The organism is Burkholderia sp. MSMB1835 (assembly GCF_001526365.1).
In the GTDB taxonomy this organism is placed as follows: Bacteria; Pseudomonadota; Gammaproteobacteria; order Burkholderiales; family Burkholderiaceae; genus Burkholderia.
In genome coordinates this window covers 441321-455875 of sequence record NZ_LOYP01000059.1, presented here as the reverse complement: position 1 = coordinate 455875, position 14555 = coordinate 441321, and the positions used below count along the sequence as shown (strand labels likewise).

The window sequence follows — 14555 nt, the reverse complement described above, 5'->3', positions numbered from 1 at the left end:
CGCATAGAATGCCTTTTTCCGCAGACGAGAGGTGCGCGATGGATCAGGATCGATGGAACCAGGTGGATGCGTATTTTTCGGCGACGCTCGTGCCGTCCGACGCCGTGCTCGACGCCGCGCTGGCGGCGAGCGACGCGGCCGGGCTGCCCGCGATCAACGTCGCGCCGAACCAGGGCAAGCTGTTGCAACTGCTCGCGACGATTCGCGGCGCGCGGCGCATCCTCGAAGTCGGCACCCTCGGCGGCTACAGCACGATCTGGCTGGCGCGCGCATTGCCGCCGGGCGGCTCGCTCGTGACGCTCGAGCTGAACCCGGCACACGCGCAGGTCGCGACGCAGAACATCGCGCGCGCCGGCTTCGCGGCGGTCGTGTCGGTGGTGGTCGGCAGTGCGAAGGACAGCCTGGCGCGGCTCGTCGAAGCCGGGGAGGCGCCGTTCGATTTCGTCTTCATCGATGCGGACAAGGACAACAACGCCGTTTATCTCGACGCGGCGCTGAAGCTGTCGCGGCCCGGCACGGTGATCGTCGTCGACAACGTCGTGCGAAACGGGCGCGTCGCCGATCCGGGCAATCGCGAGCCGGACGTGGTCGGCGTGCGCGACGGGTTCGCACGCCTTGCGGCCGAGGCCGCACTCATGACGACCGCCGTGCAGACGGTCGGGCAGAAGGGCTGGGACGGATTCTCGATCTCGATCGTCGGCGCCGCGTGACGGGACGCGTCAGTGCGGGCTGCCGGCCGCGTCGGCCCGGCGATACAGGCGCGGCCATCGAGCCTGGAACAGGCCGTTGCAGGTGCTGTGCGTGGCGAGGCCGTCGAGCACGAAGCGCCGGCCATCGAACACCCACGATGCGGTCGAGCCGCAATCGCCGGCGCTGCGCAGTCGGACCGTGCTCGACAGCGTCGCGCGGGCGGCATCGTAGCTGGCGTCGGTCAGCTCGTTCGCGAACGACGCCGAATCGAGGCCCGCGCTCGCGTTCTCGCCGAAATTCATCGCGGCCGGCATGTACGGCGCGGTGCGGCGCACGCGATACCACAGGTCGGTGTGGTTATACAGGCTGCTGGTCTGGCACGGGATCGCGACGAGCGCCTCGTCGGACGAGATCGCGACGGCGCGCGACGCTTTCCTGCGGTCGCTCGCCGACATTTCGTCTTCGACGTCGGCCGCGCATTGCTTCACGTCGGCGCCGAATTTCGCGAGCACCGCATCGACGAGCGGACGCTGTTCGGCGCTCGACAGGGTCGAGTCGGCCGGCGGCGCGGGCGTGACCGCGGGCGGCAACGCGGGCGCGGCCGGCACCGACGACGCTGGCCGGGCGCCGGGGCGCGACAGCGCCGTGACCGTGCCGACGCGGCCCTGCGTATCGTCGATCAGCAGCAACGCGGCATTCAATCCCGACAACGGCGTACGCGCGGCGGGCGCCGATGCCGGATCGCCGAAGCTCAGCAATTGGGCATTGCGCGCCGCAGCCAGCCATGCGGCCACCGTGGCCGGATCGTTGGTCCGGAGCCGGAACGGGCGGGCTTCTTCGTCGGTCTTGTCGCCGAACGTATGCCATTGCGCCGGCATCGCATCGAACGGTCGGCCGTCGACGCGGGCCGTGCGCAAGTCGATCGGCGCCGATGCATAAAGGTCGAGCGACGGTTGCGCGTCCGGGCCGGCGTCGCGCGTCACGCGCAGGATCAGGCCGGCGCGTGCATCGTCGATATCGTCGGCGTGACTTTCCGCGATACAGCGATTGCCGTTGTCGCAGACGACCGACCAGCTCTTGAACTCGCGTTCGACTGGCGGCCGCGACAGCGGACGGGCGTGCGTGACGATCGGGGAAGCGGCGAGGAGGGCGGCGACGGCGAGCGAAAAACGGTGCGACATGGCGGTTCGAATCGACTGGGAGGAGGCGGGCGGAGGATGCCGGACTGCAAGCGCATCGTCAGCAAGCGGTGCAGGTCGAGTGCAGTGGCGCGAACGGCATCCAGTATACCGCTGCAACGCGGAGGAACGATGTGACGAAACGGGGCGCGGGCACGCACGTGGCCGATCGACGCGCTAGCGGCGCGATGCCGGCAGGCACCGCGCCGTTCGTTTCATCGACTGCCGGCCGTGCTGCGTCGGACGGTCGCGCCGCACGATCCGGGATGCGTATGCGGTGAGCACGCTGCCCGCCGCCGGCGCAATCGACGTACCCGCGCACCCGCGCTCACGCGCGGCAGATCGCGATGATCTCCGCGCTGGTCGCTTCGTCGAACGGAGCGTGGTCCCAGTCGCCGCGCCAGTCGGCCGACGCGAAACCGGCGGCCGTCACGCGCGCTTGCAATTCGGCGTGCGCGATGAAACGCAGCCGGCTCGTATTCGTCAGCACCGTGTCGTCGCGGCGGAAGCGGTAGTGCGTGTCGAACGTCACGATCGCGCCGTCGATCGCCCGCACCGCGTGATGGAGATCGACGATGCCGAATGCGCGCGATTCGACGCTGCGTGCCGACTGCGCGGGCGCCCATGCCCGCCACGGTTCGGTGCGCGGGTTGCGGGTGTCGAACAGGAAGCGGCCGCCGTCGACGAGCACGCGCCGCACGCCGCGCAGCGTTGCGTCGATGGCGTCGTCGGTCAGCAGGCACTGGAGCGCGTGCCCGGTCATCACGACCGCGTCGAACGGCGCACCGGGCGGCAGGCCGTCGAGCGCACACGCGAACCAGCGCACGGCGTCGGCGCCCGGCTGGCGTCGCGCGTAATCGATCATCGCCGAAGCGGGATCGATTGCGACGACGTCATGCCCGGCTGCCGCGAGCCGTCGGGCGAACGTGCCGGTGCCGCAACCGAGATCGAGGATGCGTTGCGGGGCGGCGCCGATCTCGGCGGCGTAGAACGCGAAGTCCCGATCGCCGGCGTTGAACAGGTCGTATACCGCGACGAGGCGCGGGTCGGTGTAGAGCAGGTCCGCGCCGGCGGGCGTCATACGCTCGCGCGCGTCAACGCTGCTGCACGGCCACGCGCAGCCCGAGCGCGATGAAGATCGAACCGATGATCTTGCCCTGCCAGCGCGTGAGCCACGTGAGCCGCTTCACGATGCGGCCGAGCGGGCGGATCGAGCACGCGATCAGCGTCGTATAGAGCGAGCTGAGCACGACGAAGATCAGCCCGAGCACCGCGAACTGCACGAACGTCGAGCCGCGCTCCGGATGCACGAACTGCGGCATGAACGCGAGAAAGAACAGCGCGGTTTTCGGATTCAGCACTTCGGCGGGAATCGCCTGCAGGTACGCCTTGAACGGCGTGACGGGCGACACCTGCGGCAGCGACGGATCGGCGGCCTTCTCCAGCAGCGCGCGCACGCCGAGATAGATCAGGTACGCGGCGCCGGCCAGCTTCACGACGTTGAACGCGAGCGCCGACGTCATCAGCAGTGCGGACAATCCGACGGCCGCGAACAGCGTGTGCACGAAGTCGCCGCTCGCGACGCCGAGGCCGGTCAGGATGCCGGTCTTGCGGCCGCCCTGCACGGTGCGGCTCAGCACGAGCAGCACGGCGGGGCCGGGGATCAGGAACAGGCCCAGGACGACGGCCGTGAAGGTGGTCAGCGTGGTCAGGTCGAACATGGCGGCTCCGGCAGGTTGGCGCAGCGACAGGGGATCGCCGCATTGTATTCGGTTCGTCGCGCGCCCGCAGACGCCGCGTCGAACCGCACGGCTGCGCCGGCGCCTTTCTGGTATAAGCACGAAAGGACGCGTCTGCGTCCGGTCTTTTCCACAGCCTGTCGTTCCATGCGCGACCTTCCACCGATGACCGATCCCGCCGCGGACGCCGACGTCTATCACGTGCCGCGTCCGCTCGTGGTGTTCGGCGGCTCGGTCGTCGAGCCCGAATGGCGGCTGGAGCGGCACAGCCATCGTCAGGCGCAACTGCTCTACACGCTGAGCGGCGTCGTCTATTGCGAGATCGACGGCGGCGTGTGGAGCGCGCCGCCGCAATGCACGGTCTGGATTCCGGGCGACGTCCCGCATGCGGCGCGCGGCTCGGCCGGTGCGACCTTCTACGCGGTCCTGGTCGAACCCGACGCGGCGCTCGACCTGCCCACGCGCTGCTGCACGCTGGCCATGTCGCCGCTGTTGCGCGAGCTGCTGCTGAAGGCGGCCAGCTTCCCGAACCTGTACGACGTCGACGGGCCGCAAGGGCGGCTGGTGGCGACGCTGCTCGACGAACTCGTCGCGGCGCCGGTCGAGGACTTGTACCTGCCGATGCCGGCCGACCGCCGGCTGCGCAAGCTGATCGACCATCTGCTCGACGATCCGGCCGACAAGTCGCCGCTGCCCGAACTCGCACGGCGCGCGGGCATCAGCGAGCGCAGCCTCACGCGGCTCGCGACGAAGGAGCTCGGGATGAGCCTCGGCGACTGGCGTCGGCGGCTGCACGTCGCGCTGTCGCTGCGGATGCTGACGACCGGCCGCCGCGTGCATCAGATCGCGATCGATCTCGGCTACGAGAGCGCGAGCAGCTTCGTCACGATGTTCCGCAAGGCGACCGGCAAGTCGCCGACGCAATTCCTGACCGACCGGCAACGCTGAACGGCCGGACTGCGCACCCGCGCATGTTTGGCCGGATTGAGAAAGCAGTTGGCCGGGATGAGAAATGACGCATGTGGGCCTGCCCCATAGAATGAGAATCGTTCTCATCTGGAGGTCGACATGCAAATCGTCACGACTGAATTCCCGTTTGTCTGGCTGCGTTACAGCGGCTCGCCCCCCACCGATCCCGCCCGCCTGATCGCCGAACTCGACGCGCTGCTCGCGCGCCGCGAACGCTTCGTTCTGCTGACCGACGATGCGCCGTCCGGCGCCGATCGCGCCGACAACGATCACGAGATACGCAAGCAGCTCGCGAAATGGAGCAAGGCCAACCGCGCGCGGTCGCGCGAATGGATCCCCGGGATGATCGCGATCGAGCCCAACGCGGCGCGGCGCGTGGCGCTCGACGCTTTTTCGGGTGCCTTCGAGAAGGTCTGGGGGTATCCGCTGAATGCGGCCGCGAGCCGCGACGACGCGCTGGCGCTCGCGCAACGGCTGCTCGCCGAACCGGCGCGCAGCGTCGCGGCGGCGAACGCCTGATCCGACGGCCGCGCGGGCCGCGCGGCTTGCGTCGACATTGGCACGCAGGCGCAGTGCGCGAACGCGCGCTGCGGCATATCGCAACCACGCAGAGGTGTTGGGGTGGACAATCCGATCCGCGCGATGCGCATCTTCACGCGCATCGTCGAAATGAACAGCTTTACGCGCGCGGCGCAGGCGCTCGGCATTTCGCGCGCCACCGCGACGCGCACCGTCCAGGAGCTCGAGGCGGCGCTCGGCATGCCGTTGCTGGTGCGCACGACGCGCGCGTTGCGGGCGACGCCCGAAGGCGACACGTACTACCGGCGCTGCGTCAGCATCACGGCGGACGTCGACGAACTCGAAGCCAGCATCCGCGGCGCCGCGCTGCATCCGAGCGGGCCGCTGCGCGTCGAGTTGCCGGCGTCGGTGGCGGGCGCGATCGTGTTGCCGGCGCTCGGCGAATTCAATGCGCGGCATCCCGATCTCGAGCTGATGCTCGCCATGGCCGGGCGCGCGGTCGATCGCATCGGCGACGCGATCGACTGCAGCATCCGGCTCGGTGCGCTGCCCGATTCGTCGCTCGTCGCGCGCCGGCTCGGCGCGCTCGAGCGCGTGACGTGCGCGAGCCCCGCGTATCTCGACCGCTTCGGCGTGCCGCGCACGCCCGACGAGCTGGGCGCGCATCGCGCGGTAGGCGCGTCCGGCCAGCGTCCGGCCGAGCTCGAGTTCGTGGTGGACGACGCGGTGCGCAAGGTGCGGCTCGACGGCATCGTCGGCGTGGACGACGAGCAGGCGTATCTCGCCTGCGGCGTGCACGGCCTCGGGCTGATCCAGCCGACGCGCGTCGCCGCGCAGCCGCTGATCGAGGCAGGGCGATTGCGGGAGGTGCTGCCGCGCTGGCAACCCGATGCGCTCGCCGTGTCGGCCGTCTACGTGAAGCGCCCGCATGTCTCGCCCGGCGTGCGCGCGTTCGTCGACTGGATCGCCGAGCGTTTCGTGCAGGCCGTGAAGGAACACACGGGGCTGGCGGCGGCGGGGGCGGTGGGGTGGCGGCCGGCGCAGGCAGTCGTCGCTGCGTGCGACCGTTATGGCGGGCTGGTCGCGGCGGCCTGACGGCGGTATGGGGCCGGCAAGCCGTCAAGCGGTTGCGAGGCGGAACGCGCTGGCCATCCGATCCTGCTCCCGAGCCGACAGCGCAAGTCGCGTCGCGAGTGTTCTCCATTGACTGACGACACTGCGGAAGTCGTCGATGATCTCGTCGGCATCGTTTGACGTTGGTTTGTGTAAATATTTTGGCTATTTATTGCGCTCTTTGCCAAAATATTATCCTTTCATGCTCGCCGCGCCGTCCGTTAGGCCACCCATCGCGAGCCGGAAAGCTGTCCGCACAGCAGGCTTTTCTGCCGCAGCTTCGCGCTGCCGAACGCTGAAGTCGGTCGCCATTCGCCGCAGCCGCGGCAACACTGCGTGGGACATGGCCGCGATGCAAGCGGATCAGCGATCCGCGCCGGATGCCAGCTGTCACGTACCGGCGGAAAAGGTTCTTACGTTGAAGCCGACGGCGCGACGCGGCCGGACGGATGCGAACTGTCCGACCCGGGGACGCATCGGGCAATTTCTGCCGCGCATGCATCGGGCGGTAACAGCGACGTATCCAGGATGCAGTCGCTGAACGCGCGCGCCGCATACCCTTCCCGATACATTTCCGCGATCCGGCTGCGCTCCCATTCCGTCAACGCGCGCGCGCCGCGATTCGACGCCGCGACCGCTTCCGGCGGCGCGAGCGTGACGACGAACAATCGCGCATCGCGCGCATCGCAGGCCGCGCGCAGCCGTTCGAATTCCGCGTCGCCGATCGGATAGGCGATGACCAGATGGCGTTCTCGTGCGTTCGCGATCTGCGTGACGAGGCGTTCGAGCGCGACCGCCCATTGCACGTCGAACGGCGCATCTTCGGGCGCATCGTGATCGTCGCCGTCGATGAAGCGCGCGTCGGGCAACACGCGTGCGAGCGCGAGGCCGATCGTCGTCTTGCCGCTGTTGATCGGGCCGTTCAGGTGGATGACGGTAAGGGTGGTCATGAGTCGACGCAGGAATCGGACGACTCGCAGCTTGCCATGACCGGCGCGGCGATGCAGTGCCGTCGACGCGTCACGCGGCGGGATGCGAATGCGGAAGGAAGCGGAAAGGCGGGGGACAGGGGGAAGCGGCAGGCTGCGTGCGTCATGAGGCGCCACACGTGCAGCCTGCCCGACCGTGCCGCATGCAAGCGATGCGGCACGGCGTCGAACGACGCGACTTACTTGTCGCCGTCGCCCTTGATCTGCGGCAGCGCCGACGCTTCGCCCGGCGTCAGCAGCCCGACTTGCGAGTACACGCGCAGCTTGTCGCGCGTATCGGTGATGTCGAGGTTGCGCATCGTCAACTGGCCGATCCGGTCGCGCGGCGAGAACGTCGACGCGACCTTCTCCATCGACAGGCGTTCCGGCTGATACGTGAGGTTCGGCGACTTCGTGCTCAGGATCGAGTAGTCGTTGCCGCGGCGCAGTTCGATCTTCACTTCGCCGGTGATCGCGCGTGCGACCCAGCGTTGCGCGGTTTCGCGCAGCATGATCGCCTGCGGGTCGAACCAGCGGCCCTGGTACAGCAGGCGGCCGAGGCGGCGGCCGTTTTCGCGGTACTGCTCGATCGTGTCTTCGTTGTGGATGCCGGTGACGAGACGCTCGTACGCGATGTACAGCAGCGCGAGGCCCGGGGCTTCGTAGATGCCGCGGCTCTTCGCCTCGATGATGCGGTTCTCGATCTGGTCGCTCATGCCGAGGCCGTGGCGGCCGCCGATACGGTTCGCTTCCAGCAGCAGCTCGACCTGATCCTTGAACTCGACGCCGTTCAGCGCGACCGGCTGGCCCGCTTCGAAGCGCACCGTCACTTCCTCGGCGGCGATCTTCACGTCGTCGCGCCAGAACGCGACGCCCATGATCGGGTTCACGATCTTGATGCCGCTTTCGAGGCTTTCCAGATCCTTCGCCTCGTGCGTCGCGCCGAGCAGGTTCGAATCGGTCGAATACGCCTTCTCGGCCGACATCTTGTACGCGAAGCCGGCCTGGTTCATGAACTCCGACATTTCGGCGCGGCCGCCGAGCTCGTCGATGAACGTCTGGTCGAGCCACGGCTTGTAGATCTTCAGATCCGGGTTCACGAGCAGGCCGTAGCGGTAGAAGCGCTCGATGTCGTTGCCCTTGTACGTGCTGCCGTCGCCCCAGATGTTGACGCCGTCTTCCTTCATCGCGGCGACGAGCATCGTGCCCGTCACGGCGCGGCCGATCGGCGTCGTGTTGAAGTACGTGACGCCGGCGGTCGTGATGTGGAACGCGCCGCTTTGCAGCGCCGCGATGCCTTCGGCGACGAGCTGCGCACGGCAGTCGATCAGGCGGGCGCCGGCTGCGCCGTATTCGATCGCGCGTTTCGGGATCGCGTCGTAATCGTCTTCGTCGGGCTGGCCGAGGTTCGCCGTGTATGCGTACGGGACGGCGCCCTTCAGTTTCATCCAGTGCAGCGCGGCGCTGGTGTCCAGGCCGCCGGAGAAGGCGATACCGACCTTCTGGCCGGTCGGGAGGCTTTCGAGAATCGTGCTCATAGGAATTACCGTGGATTGAAGCCGGTGGGATCGTATTTCGCGGAATATGCGAGTATCGGCTGTCCGGGAAGATGGGGCAAGGGTTGATTTTGGTGCGGAACCGTCGTCGCGCCCGTCGCGGCGGGCCTGACGGGCGATTAACCGGCTGGAGAACGCTGGGCGCAACGGCGTCGCGTCGCCGCCGAACGACGCGCGGAGCGAGCCGGGCAGCGGCCGGATTTCCGGGGCCGGATCGACGATCGATCCGTGGGCGCCGTCGCCAGCCGGTCGCCTTGCTGCGCAGAAAGGTATATGAAAGGCTGGCGCGTGAAACCGGGACTCAGATATTCCACGACCGCGCGGTATCGAGCAGCCGCTCGCGCAACTGGTCGACTTCGCCGGCCAGCTTGGCCGTGATCGACACGTAGCCGGACAATTGCGGCGGCGGCGCGTCGTGCGGCGCGTCGGCCGCCCGGCGGCGCGGCGCGAGCCGGCTCGGCGTGCCAAACTTGAGCGCGCGGCTCGCGCCGACCAGCGTGTCGCGGATGCGCCGGTTCACCGTTTTCATCTCGACGCGCATGTATTCGCGGGCCGCCACGTCGTCGCGGGCCGGCAGCGCGCTCGACAGGATCTCCAGATAACCGATGCACAGGCGCAGGCTGCGCTGGATCGCCTCGAGTTGCGCCATCGACGTCTCGCATTCCTTCGCCACCGACGGCATCAGCGAGCGCAACTGCACGAGCAGTGCGCTCAGCGCGGCCATTTCCTTCAGGTGCGCGTCGTCGCCCACCTGGCGGTCGCCCGCGAGCCGCGCATGCACGGCCGCGCACGCGCGCAGCGCGTCGGCGAGCTTGTAGCGCCACGAATAGGTCGCGTAGAGCGGCAGCGCGAACGAGAACGCCAGCGCGATCGCGATGCCGGCCAGCACGTTCACCGCGCGCCACAGGCCGTCGACGATCTCGTTGTCGCCGTGCCCGGCGACGATCACCATCGTGATCGCCGACAGCAGCGCGATGTAGCCGGCCTTGCCGATCGCGTGATACGCGCAGACGCCGCACCCGACTGCCATCAGCAGGTAGATCGCGAACGGCGCGTGCAGGAACGAGTAGAGGAGGATCAGCCCGAGCCCCGCCAGCGCGCCGATCGATGTGCCGAGCGCGCGCTCGGCCGCCTTCTTGCGGATGTTGCCGTGGTGCTGCAGCCCGCCGACGACGATCAGCACGGTGATCGTCGACCATTCGCCATGCGGCACGTTCAACCCCGTGGACAGCGCGATCGACACGAGAATCGCGAGCGCGACGCGCGCCGCATGGATCAGCTTCGCATGCCGGTAGCGGCGATACGGGTCGAGCAGCGGGCGAAGCGCGTGGCGCACGAGCGGTGGCAGGCGGGTGGGGAGCGGGGCGGTCATGGCGGAGCTGAGGGTGGCAGGAACGCGCACGGCGGCCCGCGCGGGCCGGCGCCGCGCCGCATGCGCAGCTGACGTAACGCTAGCCGAACAGGCGCGGGCTGTCCACGGCGCGGCCGCCGGGCGGGGCGGCTGGCGGCCGCATCGGATCACGCGGTTGGTCGTATCGAGGCGCATCGAGGCGCATCGCGGCGCGTCACGCGTCGGCCGCGCTCGACTGCGCGTCCAGCACGCGGTTGCGGCCGCCGGACTTCGCGCGGTACAGCGCTTCGTCGGCGCGCCGCAGCAGCGTCGCGGCGTTCATCCGGCCGTCGGCGGCGGTGGCCGTGCCGATGCTGGCCGTGACGCGCCCGTACGGACTTTTCACGTGTTCGATGTCGAGCCCCGCGATCGCGCGCCGGATGCCTTCGGCGACGGTCGCCGCGCCCGGCGCGTCGGTGTCGGGCAGCGTGACGACGAATTCCTCGCCGCCGTAGCGCGCGACGTGATCGCCGTCGCGGCGCAGGCAGCGCGACAGCGACTGCGCGACCTGGCGCAGCACGTCGTCGCCGGCCGGGTGGCCGTAGTAGTCGTTGAACGCCTTGAAGTGATCGACGTCGACGAACAGCACGGACAACGGGCGGCCGCTGCGCGACGCGCGCTGCGCCTCCTTCGCGAGCACCGTGTCGAAGGTGCCACGGTTGTCGAGGCCCGTCAGCGAATCGGTGTGCGCGAGCCGGTACAGCTTCGATTCGGCCTCCTGCCGGCGCTTGAGCTCGCGCGACAGCGCGAGCGAGCCCCACGCGATGAACGCCGTGAACAGGCCCATCAGCACGACGGTCCAGACCGCGCGGTGGTGCCACGACGCGTAGATGTCGATCTCGGCGGGCGCGACGTCGACGATCAGCGGCAGCCCGGCGAGATGCTTGTAAACATAGATGCGCCGCACGCCGTCGATGGCGCCGACACCGGCCAGCTCGCCGTTGCGGCTGCGCTGCGCGTCGATGAACAGCGGCGAGTCGTGCAGATCGAGGCCGACCACCCGCGTGTCGTACGGCAGGCGCGACACGAGCGTGCCGTTGTCCTCGACGATCGCCGCGCTGCCGTGCCGGCCGACCGCGAGGCCGTCGAGCAGCGCGCGGAAGTAGTCGATGCTGAGCGTGCCGACGACGATGCCGCCGAACATGCCGTCGGGCCGGGTGATCCGACGGCTCAGCGCGATCGTCAGCGCGCCGCCGCGCAGTCGCGACGCGTACGGCCGGCTGATGTAGAGGCCGGTGACGAGCCGGTCGCGATGCACGGTGAAATAGTCGCGGTCGGCGAAATTGCCTTGCCGTGCGGGCGATGCGCTGGAATCGATCGCGATATTGCCGTGCGCATCCATCACGAAAATCGAGCCGAGATAGGCACCGGTCGCCGCGCGGTCGAACAGCAGCCGATGGCGCTGGCGCGGCGGCAATGTCATCAATTCCGGATCGGCCACGCCGTCGACGACGTTTTGCAGCGACAAATCGTAGAGTTCGATATTGCGCGCGATATCGCGTTCGATCAGCAGCATCAGGTTGCGCGCATTTTCGACCGCATGGTCATACGCGTCGCGCCGTGCCTCGATCAAGAGCGACGTGGAAAGTCCCCAACTGAACATCAGCAGGACGATGCCCGCCACGAGTACGCCGCGGGGCGACAGAATGCGTGCCACGATCGACGCGGTATGGCGGCGCAGCGTGGCGGGCAGCGGGAATGACTTCATCCTCGGGGGTGGCGGGCGGCGGGTACTCGCGTGGTTGGCGGTTCCGTACGCGGATTATTTCGAATTAATCGTCATTATCCCGCGAATTCCCGAATTTCGTGGGCACATGCAAAACATGCATGCGGAAACGGCGATTCGAAACGGTTACGCATCATTACCGCATTGCGCGCGGGCGATTTGATTTGAATCAATGACCAGTATCGGCTTTCTTGTCTGATTAATGGGGCGTCGAGCGGTCGATTTTGCGTATTGACGCGGTATTTGGCGGATCGGGACAGGATCGGGTGCCGACGACGAGAAATGAAAATCGAATGACCCGGACCTGATGGGGGTTTTGGCGGCGGCGTGCGGCAGTCGCGGCGGCCGGAGCGGCCAACCCGTCGATTCCGCGAAATCTCCGGCGTGGCGGCGCTTGGGGCGACCTTGGCTGTCCCCTTGTCGAATCAGGTAGAATCCGCGCTTCGCCGCAGGCGCCCGCCGCGCAACGCGTATCGGGGCCGCATCGAATGCATCGCAGGACGCGCACCGCGCTCCGATTCCGCATGCGCCGGCCACGGATGCCGGCCCGCTCAACGTTCGTCTCGTTTATGTCCGCCATTCCGAATTCCGACCCATCCGGTTCGTCCGCGAACCCACCCAAGCTTCATCGCGCGCTGAAGGCGCGCCACCTGACGATGATCGCCATCGGCGGCTCGATCGGCACGGGCCTGTTCGTCGCGTCCGGCGCGTCGATCTCGCAGGCCGGCCCCGGCGGCGCGATGGTCGCGTACATGCTGATCGGCCTGATGGTCTACTTCCTGATGACGAGCCTCGGCGAGATGGCTGCGTTCATGCCGGTGTCGGGCTCGTTCGCGACCTACGGCGCGAAATACGTGGACGAAGGCTTCGGCTTCGCGCTCGGCTGGAACTACTGGTACAACTGGGCGGTGACGATCGCGGTGGAACTCGTCGCCGCGCAGCTCGTGATGCACTACTGGTTTCCGGACGTGCCGGGCGTGTGGTGGAGCGCGGCGTTCCTCGCCGTGATGTTCCTGCTCAATGCGCTCACCGTGCGCGGTTTCGGCGAAGCCGAGTACTGGTTCGCGCTGATCAAGGTCGTCACCGTGGTCGCGTTCATCGGCGTCGGCCTGCTGATGATCTTCGGCATTCTGAAGGGCGCGCCGGCCAACGGCTGGGGCAACCTGACGATCGGCGACGCGCCGTTCGCGGGCGGCCTGCCGGCGCTGATGGGCGTCGCGATGATCGCGGGCTTCTCGTTCCAGGGCACCGAACTGATCGGCGTCGCGGCCGGCGAATCGGAAAACCCGCGCACGACGATTCCGCGCGCGGTGCGCCAGGTGTTCTGGCGGATCCTGCTGTTCTACGTGTTCGCGATCTTCGTGATCGGCGTGCTGATTCCGTATACCGACCCGAACCTGCTGAAGACGGACGTGACCGACATCGGCGTGAGCCCGTTTACGCTGGTGTTCCGCCACGCGGGCCTCGCGTTCGCGGCCGGCGTGATGAACGCGGTGATCCTGACGGCCGTGCTGTCGGCCGGCAACTCGGGCATGTACGCGTCGACGCGGATGCTCTACAACCTCGCCACCGAAGGCCGCGCGCCGAAGGTGTTCGCGAAGCTGTCGCCGGGCGGCGTGCCGCGCAATGCGCTGTATGCGACCACCGCCGTCGGCGCGCTGTGCTTCTTCACGTCGCTGTACGGCGACAAGACCGTGTACCTGTGGCTGTTGAACACGTCGGGGATGACGGGCTTCATCGCGTGGCTCGGCATCGCGGTCAGCCACTACCGGTTCCGCAAGGGCTACGTGAAGCAGGGTTATGCGCTCGACCAGTTGCCGTACCAGTCGAAGTGGTTTCCGTTCGGCCCGCTGTTCGCGTTCGTGCTGTGCCTCGTGATCGCGCTCGGCCAGGACTATCAGGCGTTCCTCGCGAACCGGATCGACTGGGCCGGCGTGGCCGCCACCTACGTCGGCATTCCGCTGTTCGTCGTCGTGTGGCTCGGCTACCGGTTCCTGAAGAAGAGCCGGTTCGTGCGCTACGAGGACATGGAGATCGCGCCGTGGATCGCCGCGAATCGCGGCGCGCAACGGCAACCGGTGGCGAACCGCGAAACCGCCAGCTGACGCCGGCGCGGCAGCGGCCGCGCGACGGACGACGAAACGGGAAGTCGCGCGCTTCCCGTTTTTTTTGCCCGGCTTTTGCCTGCACGGGGTCAAAGCCGGTTATATTGCCCGACCCTACCGGGCCACGGCCCGGCCGGCGCGACAGGCGCGGCGCGGATCGGCATCCGGCGCGCGCGGCGCGGCGGCCGGCGGGCGGCCCGGCGTTTTCATCGCTCCGTCCGGGCCGGCACGGCCCGCGGAGCGCGCAACCCAGAGGAACTCATGAGTGCATCACCCGCCGAGCGGAAGGCCGGACCCGTTTCCATCGTGCGAATCGAAGCCGCGATCAACGCGTGGCGCGAAGTGTACCCGCCGGCGCCGGACGGCGAGGACGGCTACGCGCTCGACGCCGGCAGCAACTGCCTGGCCGAGCTGTACGGCACGATGATCTGCTATCGATTGCCCGACGTGCCGCTCGACTCGCTGAGCCACGAGCAGCGCGACGCGCTGTACGCGACCGAGGTGTGATGCGCGGTCGCGCCGCCGCCGCAAGGCGGCGATGAAACGACGGGAAGCGCGCAGGCTTCCCGTTTTGCTTTGGGCGGCGCGCGTGGCGATCGGCC

General features: G+C 68.4%; 13 protein-coding genes. 6 read left to right on the top strand and 7 right to left on the bottom strand.

Annotated features, from left to right (window positions below):
* Window positions 1-38: 38 nt before the first annotated feature.
* Window positions 39-710: an O-methyltransferase gene (locus WS96_RS31405; RefSeq protein ID WP_059837788.1), complete on the top strand. Its 672-nt coding sequence runs from the start codon at window positions 39-41 to the stop codon at window positions 708-710.
* A 9-nt stretch (window positions 711-719) separates the two neighbouring features.
* Here the strand turns inward: WS96_RS31405 and WS96_RS31400 are convergent, their stop codons facing one another.
* The 3 genes from WS96_RS31400 to WS96_RS31390 form a co-directional block, all read right to left on the bottom strand.
* The gene (locus WS96_RS31400) at window positions 720-1871 is read right to left on the bottom strand and encodes a DUF1176 domain-containing protein (protein ID WP_179949997.1); all 1152 of its coding nucleotides are present in this window, start codon (window positions 1869-1871) and stop codon (window positions 720-722) included.
* 325 nt (window positions 1872-2196) lie between these two features.
* Window positions 2197-2949, bottom strand: coding sequence for a class I SAM-dependent methyltransferase (locus WS96_RS31395; RefSeq protein ID WP_059837784.1), 753 nt, complete (start codon window positions 2947-2949; stop codon window positions 2197-2199).
* 13 nt (window positions 2950-2962) lie between these two features.
* Complete coding sequence (locus WS96_RS31390; protein WP_034205383.1) at window positions 2963-3589, bottom strand: LysE family translocator; 627 nt, start codon at window positions 3587-3589, stop codon at window positions 2963-2965.
* Between the two features lie 165 nt (window positions 3590-3754).
* Here WS96_RS31390 and WS96_RS31385 point away from each other — a divergent pair, with 165 nt between their 5' ends.
* From WS96_RS31385 to WS96_RS31375, 3 genes are all read left to right on the top strand, one after another.
* The gene (locus WS96_RS31385) at window positions 3755-4555 is read left to right on the top strand and encodes an AraC family transcriptional regulator (protein ID WP_059837782.1); all 801 of its coding nucleotides are present in this window, start codon (window positions 3755-3757) and stop codon (window positions 4553-4555) included.
* 120 nt (window positions 4556-4675) lie between these two features.
* The gene (locus WS96_RS31380; RefSeq protein WP_059837780.1) at window positions 4676-5095 is read left to right on the top strand and encodes a hypothetical protein; all 420 of its coding nucleotides are present in this window, start codon (window positions 4676-4678) and stop codon (window positions 5093-5095) included.
* Between the two features lie 102 nt (window positions 5096-5197).
* Window positions 5198-6190: a LysR family transcriptional regulator gene (locus WS96_RS31375; protein ID WP_059837777.1), complete on the top strand. Its 993-nt coding sequence runs from the start codon at window positions 5198-5200 to the stop codon at window positions 6188-6190.
* 431 nt (window positions 6191-6621) lie between these two features.
* Here the strand turns inward: WS96_RS31375 and WS96_RS31370 are convergent, their stop codons facing one another.
* The 4 genes from WS96_RS31370 to WS96_RS31355 all read right to left on the bottom strand — a co-directional run bounded on the left by WS96_RS31370 (window position 6622) and on the right by WS96_RS31355 (window position 11830).
* Complete coding sequence (locus WS96_RS31370) at window positions 6622-7158, bottom strand: hypothetical protein (RefSeq protein ID WP_059837776.1); 537 nt, start codon at window positions 7156-7158, stop codon at window positions 6622-6624.
* A 218-nt stretch (window positions 7159-7376) separates the two neighbouring features.
* Window positions 7377-8714, bottom strand: a complete 1338-nt coding sequence (argG, locus tag WS96_RS31365; RefSeq protein ID WP_006496064.1) for an argininosuccinate synthase — start codon at window positions 8712-8714, stop codon at window positions 7377-7379.
* A gap of 319 nt (window positions 8715-9033) precedes the next feature.
* Complete coding sequence (locus WS96_RS31360) at window positions 9034-10104, bottom strand: FUSC family protein (protein WP_059837774.1); 1071 nt, start codon at window positions 10102-10104, stop codon at window positions 9034-9036.
* Between the two features lie 193 nt (window positions 10105-10297).
* Window positions 10298-11830: a sensor domain-containing diguanylate cyclase gene (locus WS96_RS31355; RefSeq protein ID WP_059837772.1), complete on the bottom strand. Its 1533-nt coding sequence runs from the start codon at window positions 11828-11830 to the stop codon at window positions 10298-10300.
* 587 nt (window positions 11831-12417) lie between these two features.
* Between WS96_RS31355 and WS96_RS31350 the strand changes: the two genes are divergently transcribed.
* Together WS96_RS31350 and WS96_RS31345 are read left to right on the top strand one after the other, a co-directional pair.
* On the top strand, window positions 12418-13953 hold the full coding sequence (locus WS96_RS31350; protein ID WP_059837770.1) for an amino acid permease: 1536 nt from the start codon (window positions 12418-12420) through the stop codon (window positions 13951-13953).
* Window positions 13954-14214: 261 nt separating this feature from the next.
* On the top strand, window positions 14215-14460 hold the full coding sequence (locus tag WS96_RS31345) for a DUF3717 domain-containing protein (RefSeq protein ID WP_034205373.1): 246 nt from the start codon (window positions 14215-14217) through the stop codon (window positions 14458-14460).
* Window positions 14461-14555: the final 95 nt, after the last annotated feature.

What these genes read in the sequence shown, in the direction of transcription:
- WS96_RS31360 (WP_059837774.1), bottom strand. Translation starts at nt 10,104, where the DNA reads ATGACCGCCCCGCTCCCCACCCGCCTGCCACCGCTCGTGCGCCACGCG.
- WS96_RS31385 (WP_059837782.1), top strand. Translation starts at nt 3,755, where the DNA reads ATGCGCGACCTTCCACCGATGACCGATCCCGCCGCGGACGCCGACGTC.
- WS96_RS31370 (WP_059837776.1), bottom strand. Translation starts at nt 7,158, where the DNA reads ATGACCACCCTTACCGTCATCCACCTGAACGGCCCGATCAACAGCGGC.
- WS96_RS31400 (WP_179949997.1), bottom strand. Translation starts at nt 1,871, where the DNA reads ATGTCGCACCGTTTTTCGCTCGCCGTCGCCGCCCTCCTCGCCGCTTCC.
- argG (WP_006496064.1), bottom strand. Translation starts at nt 8,714, where the DNA reads ATGAGCACGATTCTCGAAAGCCTCCCGACCGGCCAGAAGGTCGGTATC.
- WS96_RS31405 (WP_059837788.1), top strand. Translation starts at nt 39, where the DNA reads ATGGATCAGGATCGATGGAACCAGGTGGATGCGTATTTTTCGGCGACG.
- WS96_RS31390 (WP_034205383.1), bottom strand. Translation starts at nt 3,589, where the DNA reads ATGTTCGACCTGACCACGCTGACCACCTTCACGGCCGTCGTCCTGGGC.
- WS96_RS31380 (WP_059837780.1), top strand. Translation starts at nt 4,676, where the DNA reads ATGCAAATCGTCACGACTGAATTCCCGTTTGTCTGGCTGCGTTACAGC.
- WS96_RS31345 (WP_034205373.1), top strand. Translation starts at nt 14,215, where the DNA reads ATGAGTGCATCACCCGCCGAGCGGAAGGCCGGACCCGTTTCCATCGTG.
- WS96_RS31350 (WP_059837770.1), top strand. Translation starts at nt 12,418, where the DNA reads ATGTCCGCCATTCCGAATTCCGACCCATCCGGTTCGTCCGCGAACCCA.
- WS96_RS31355 (WP_059837772.1), bottom strand. Translation starts at nt 11,830, where the DNA reads ATGAAGTCATTCCCGCTGCCCGCCACGCTGCGCCGCCATACCGCGTCG.
- WS96_RS31395 (WP_059837784.1), bottom strand. Translation starts at nt 2,949, where the DNA reads ATGACGCCCGCCGGCGCGGACCTGCTCTACACCGACCCGCGCCTCGTC.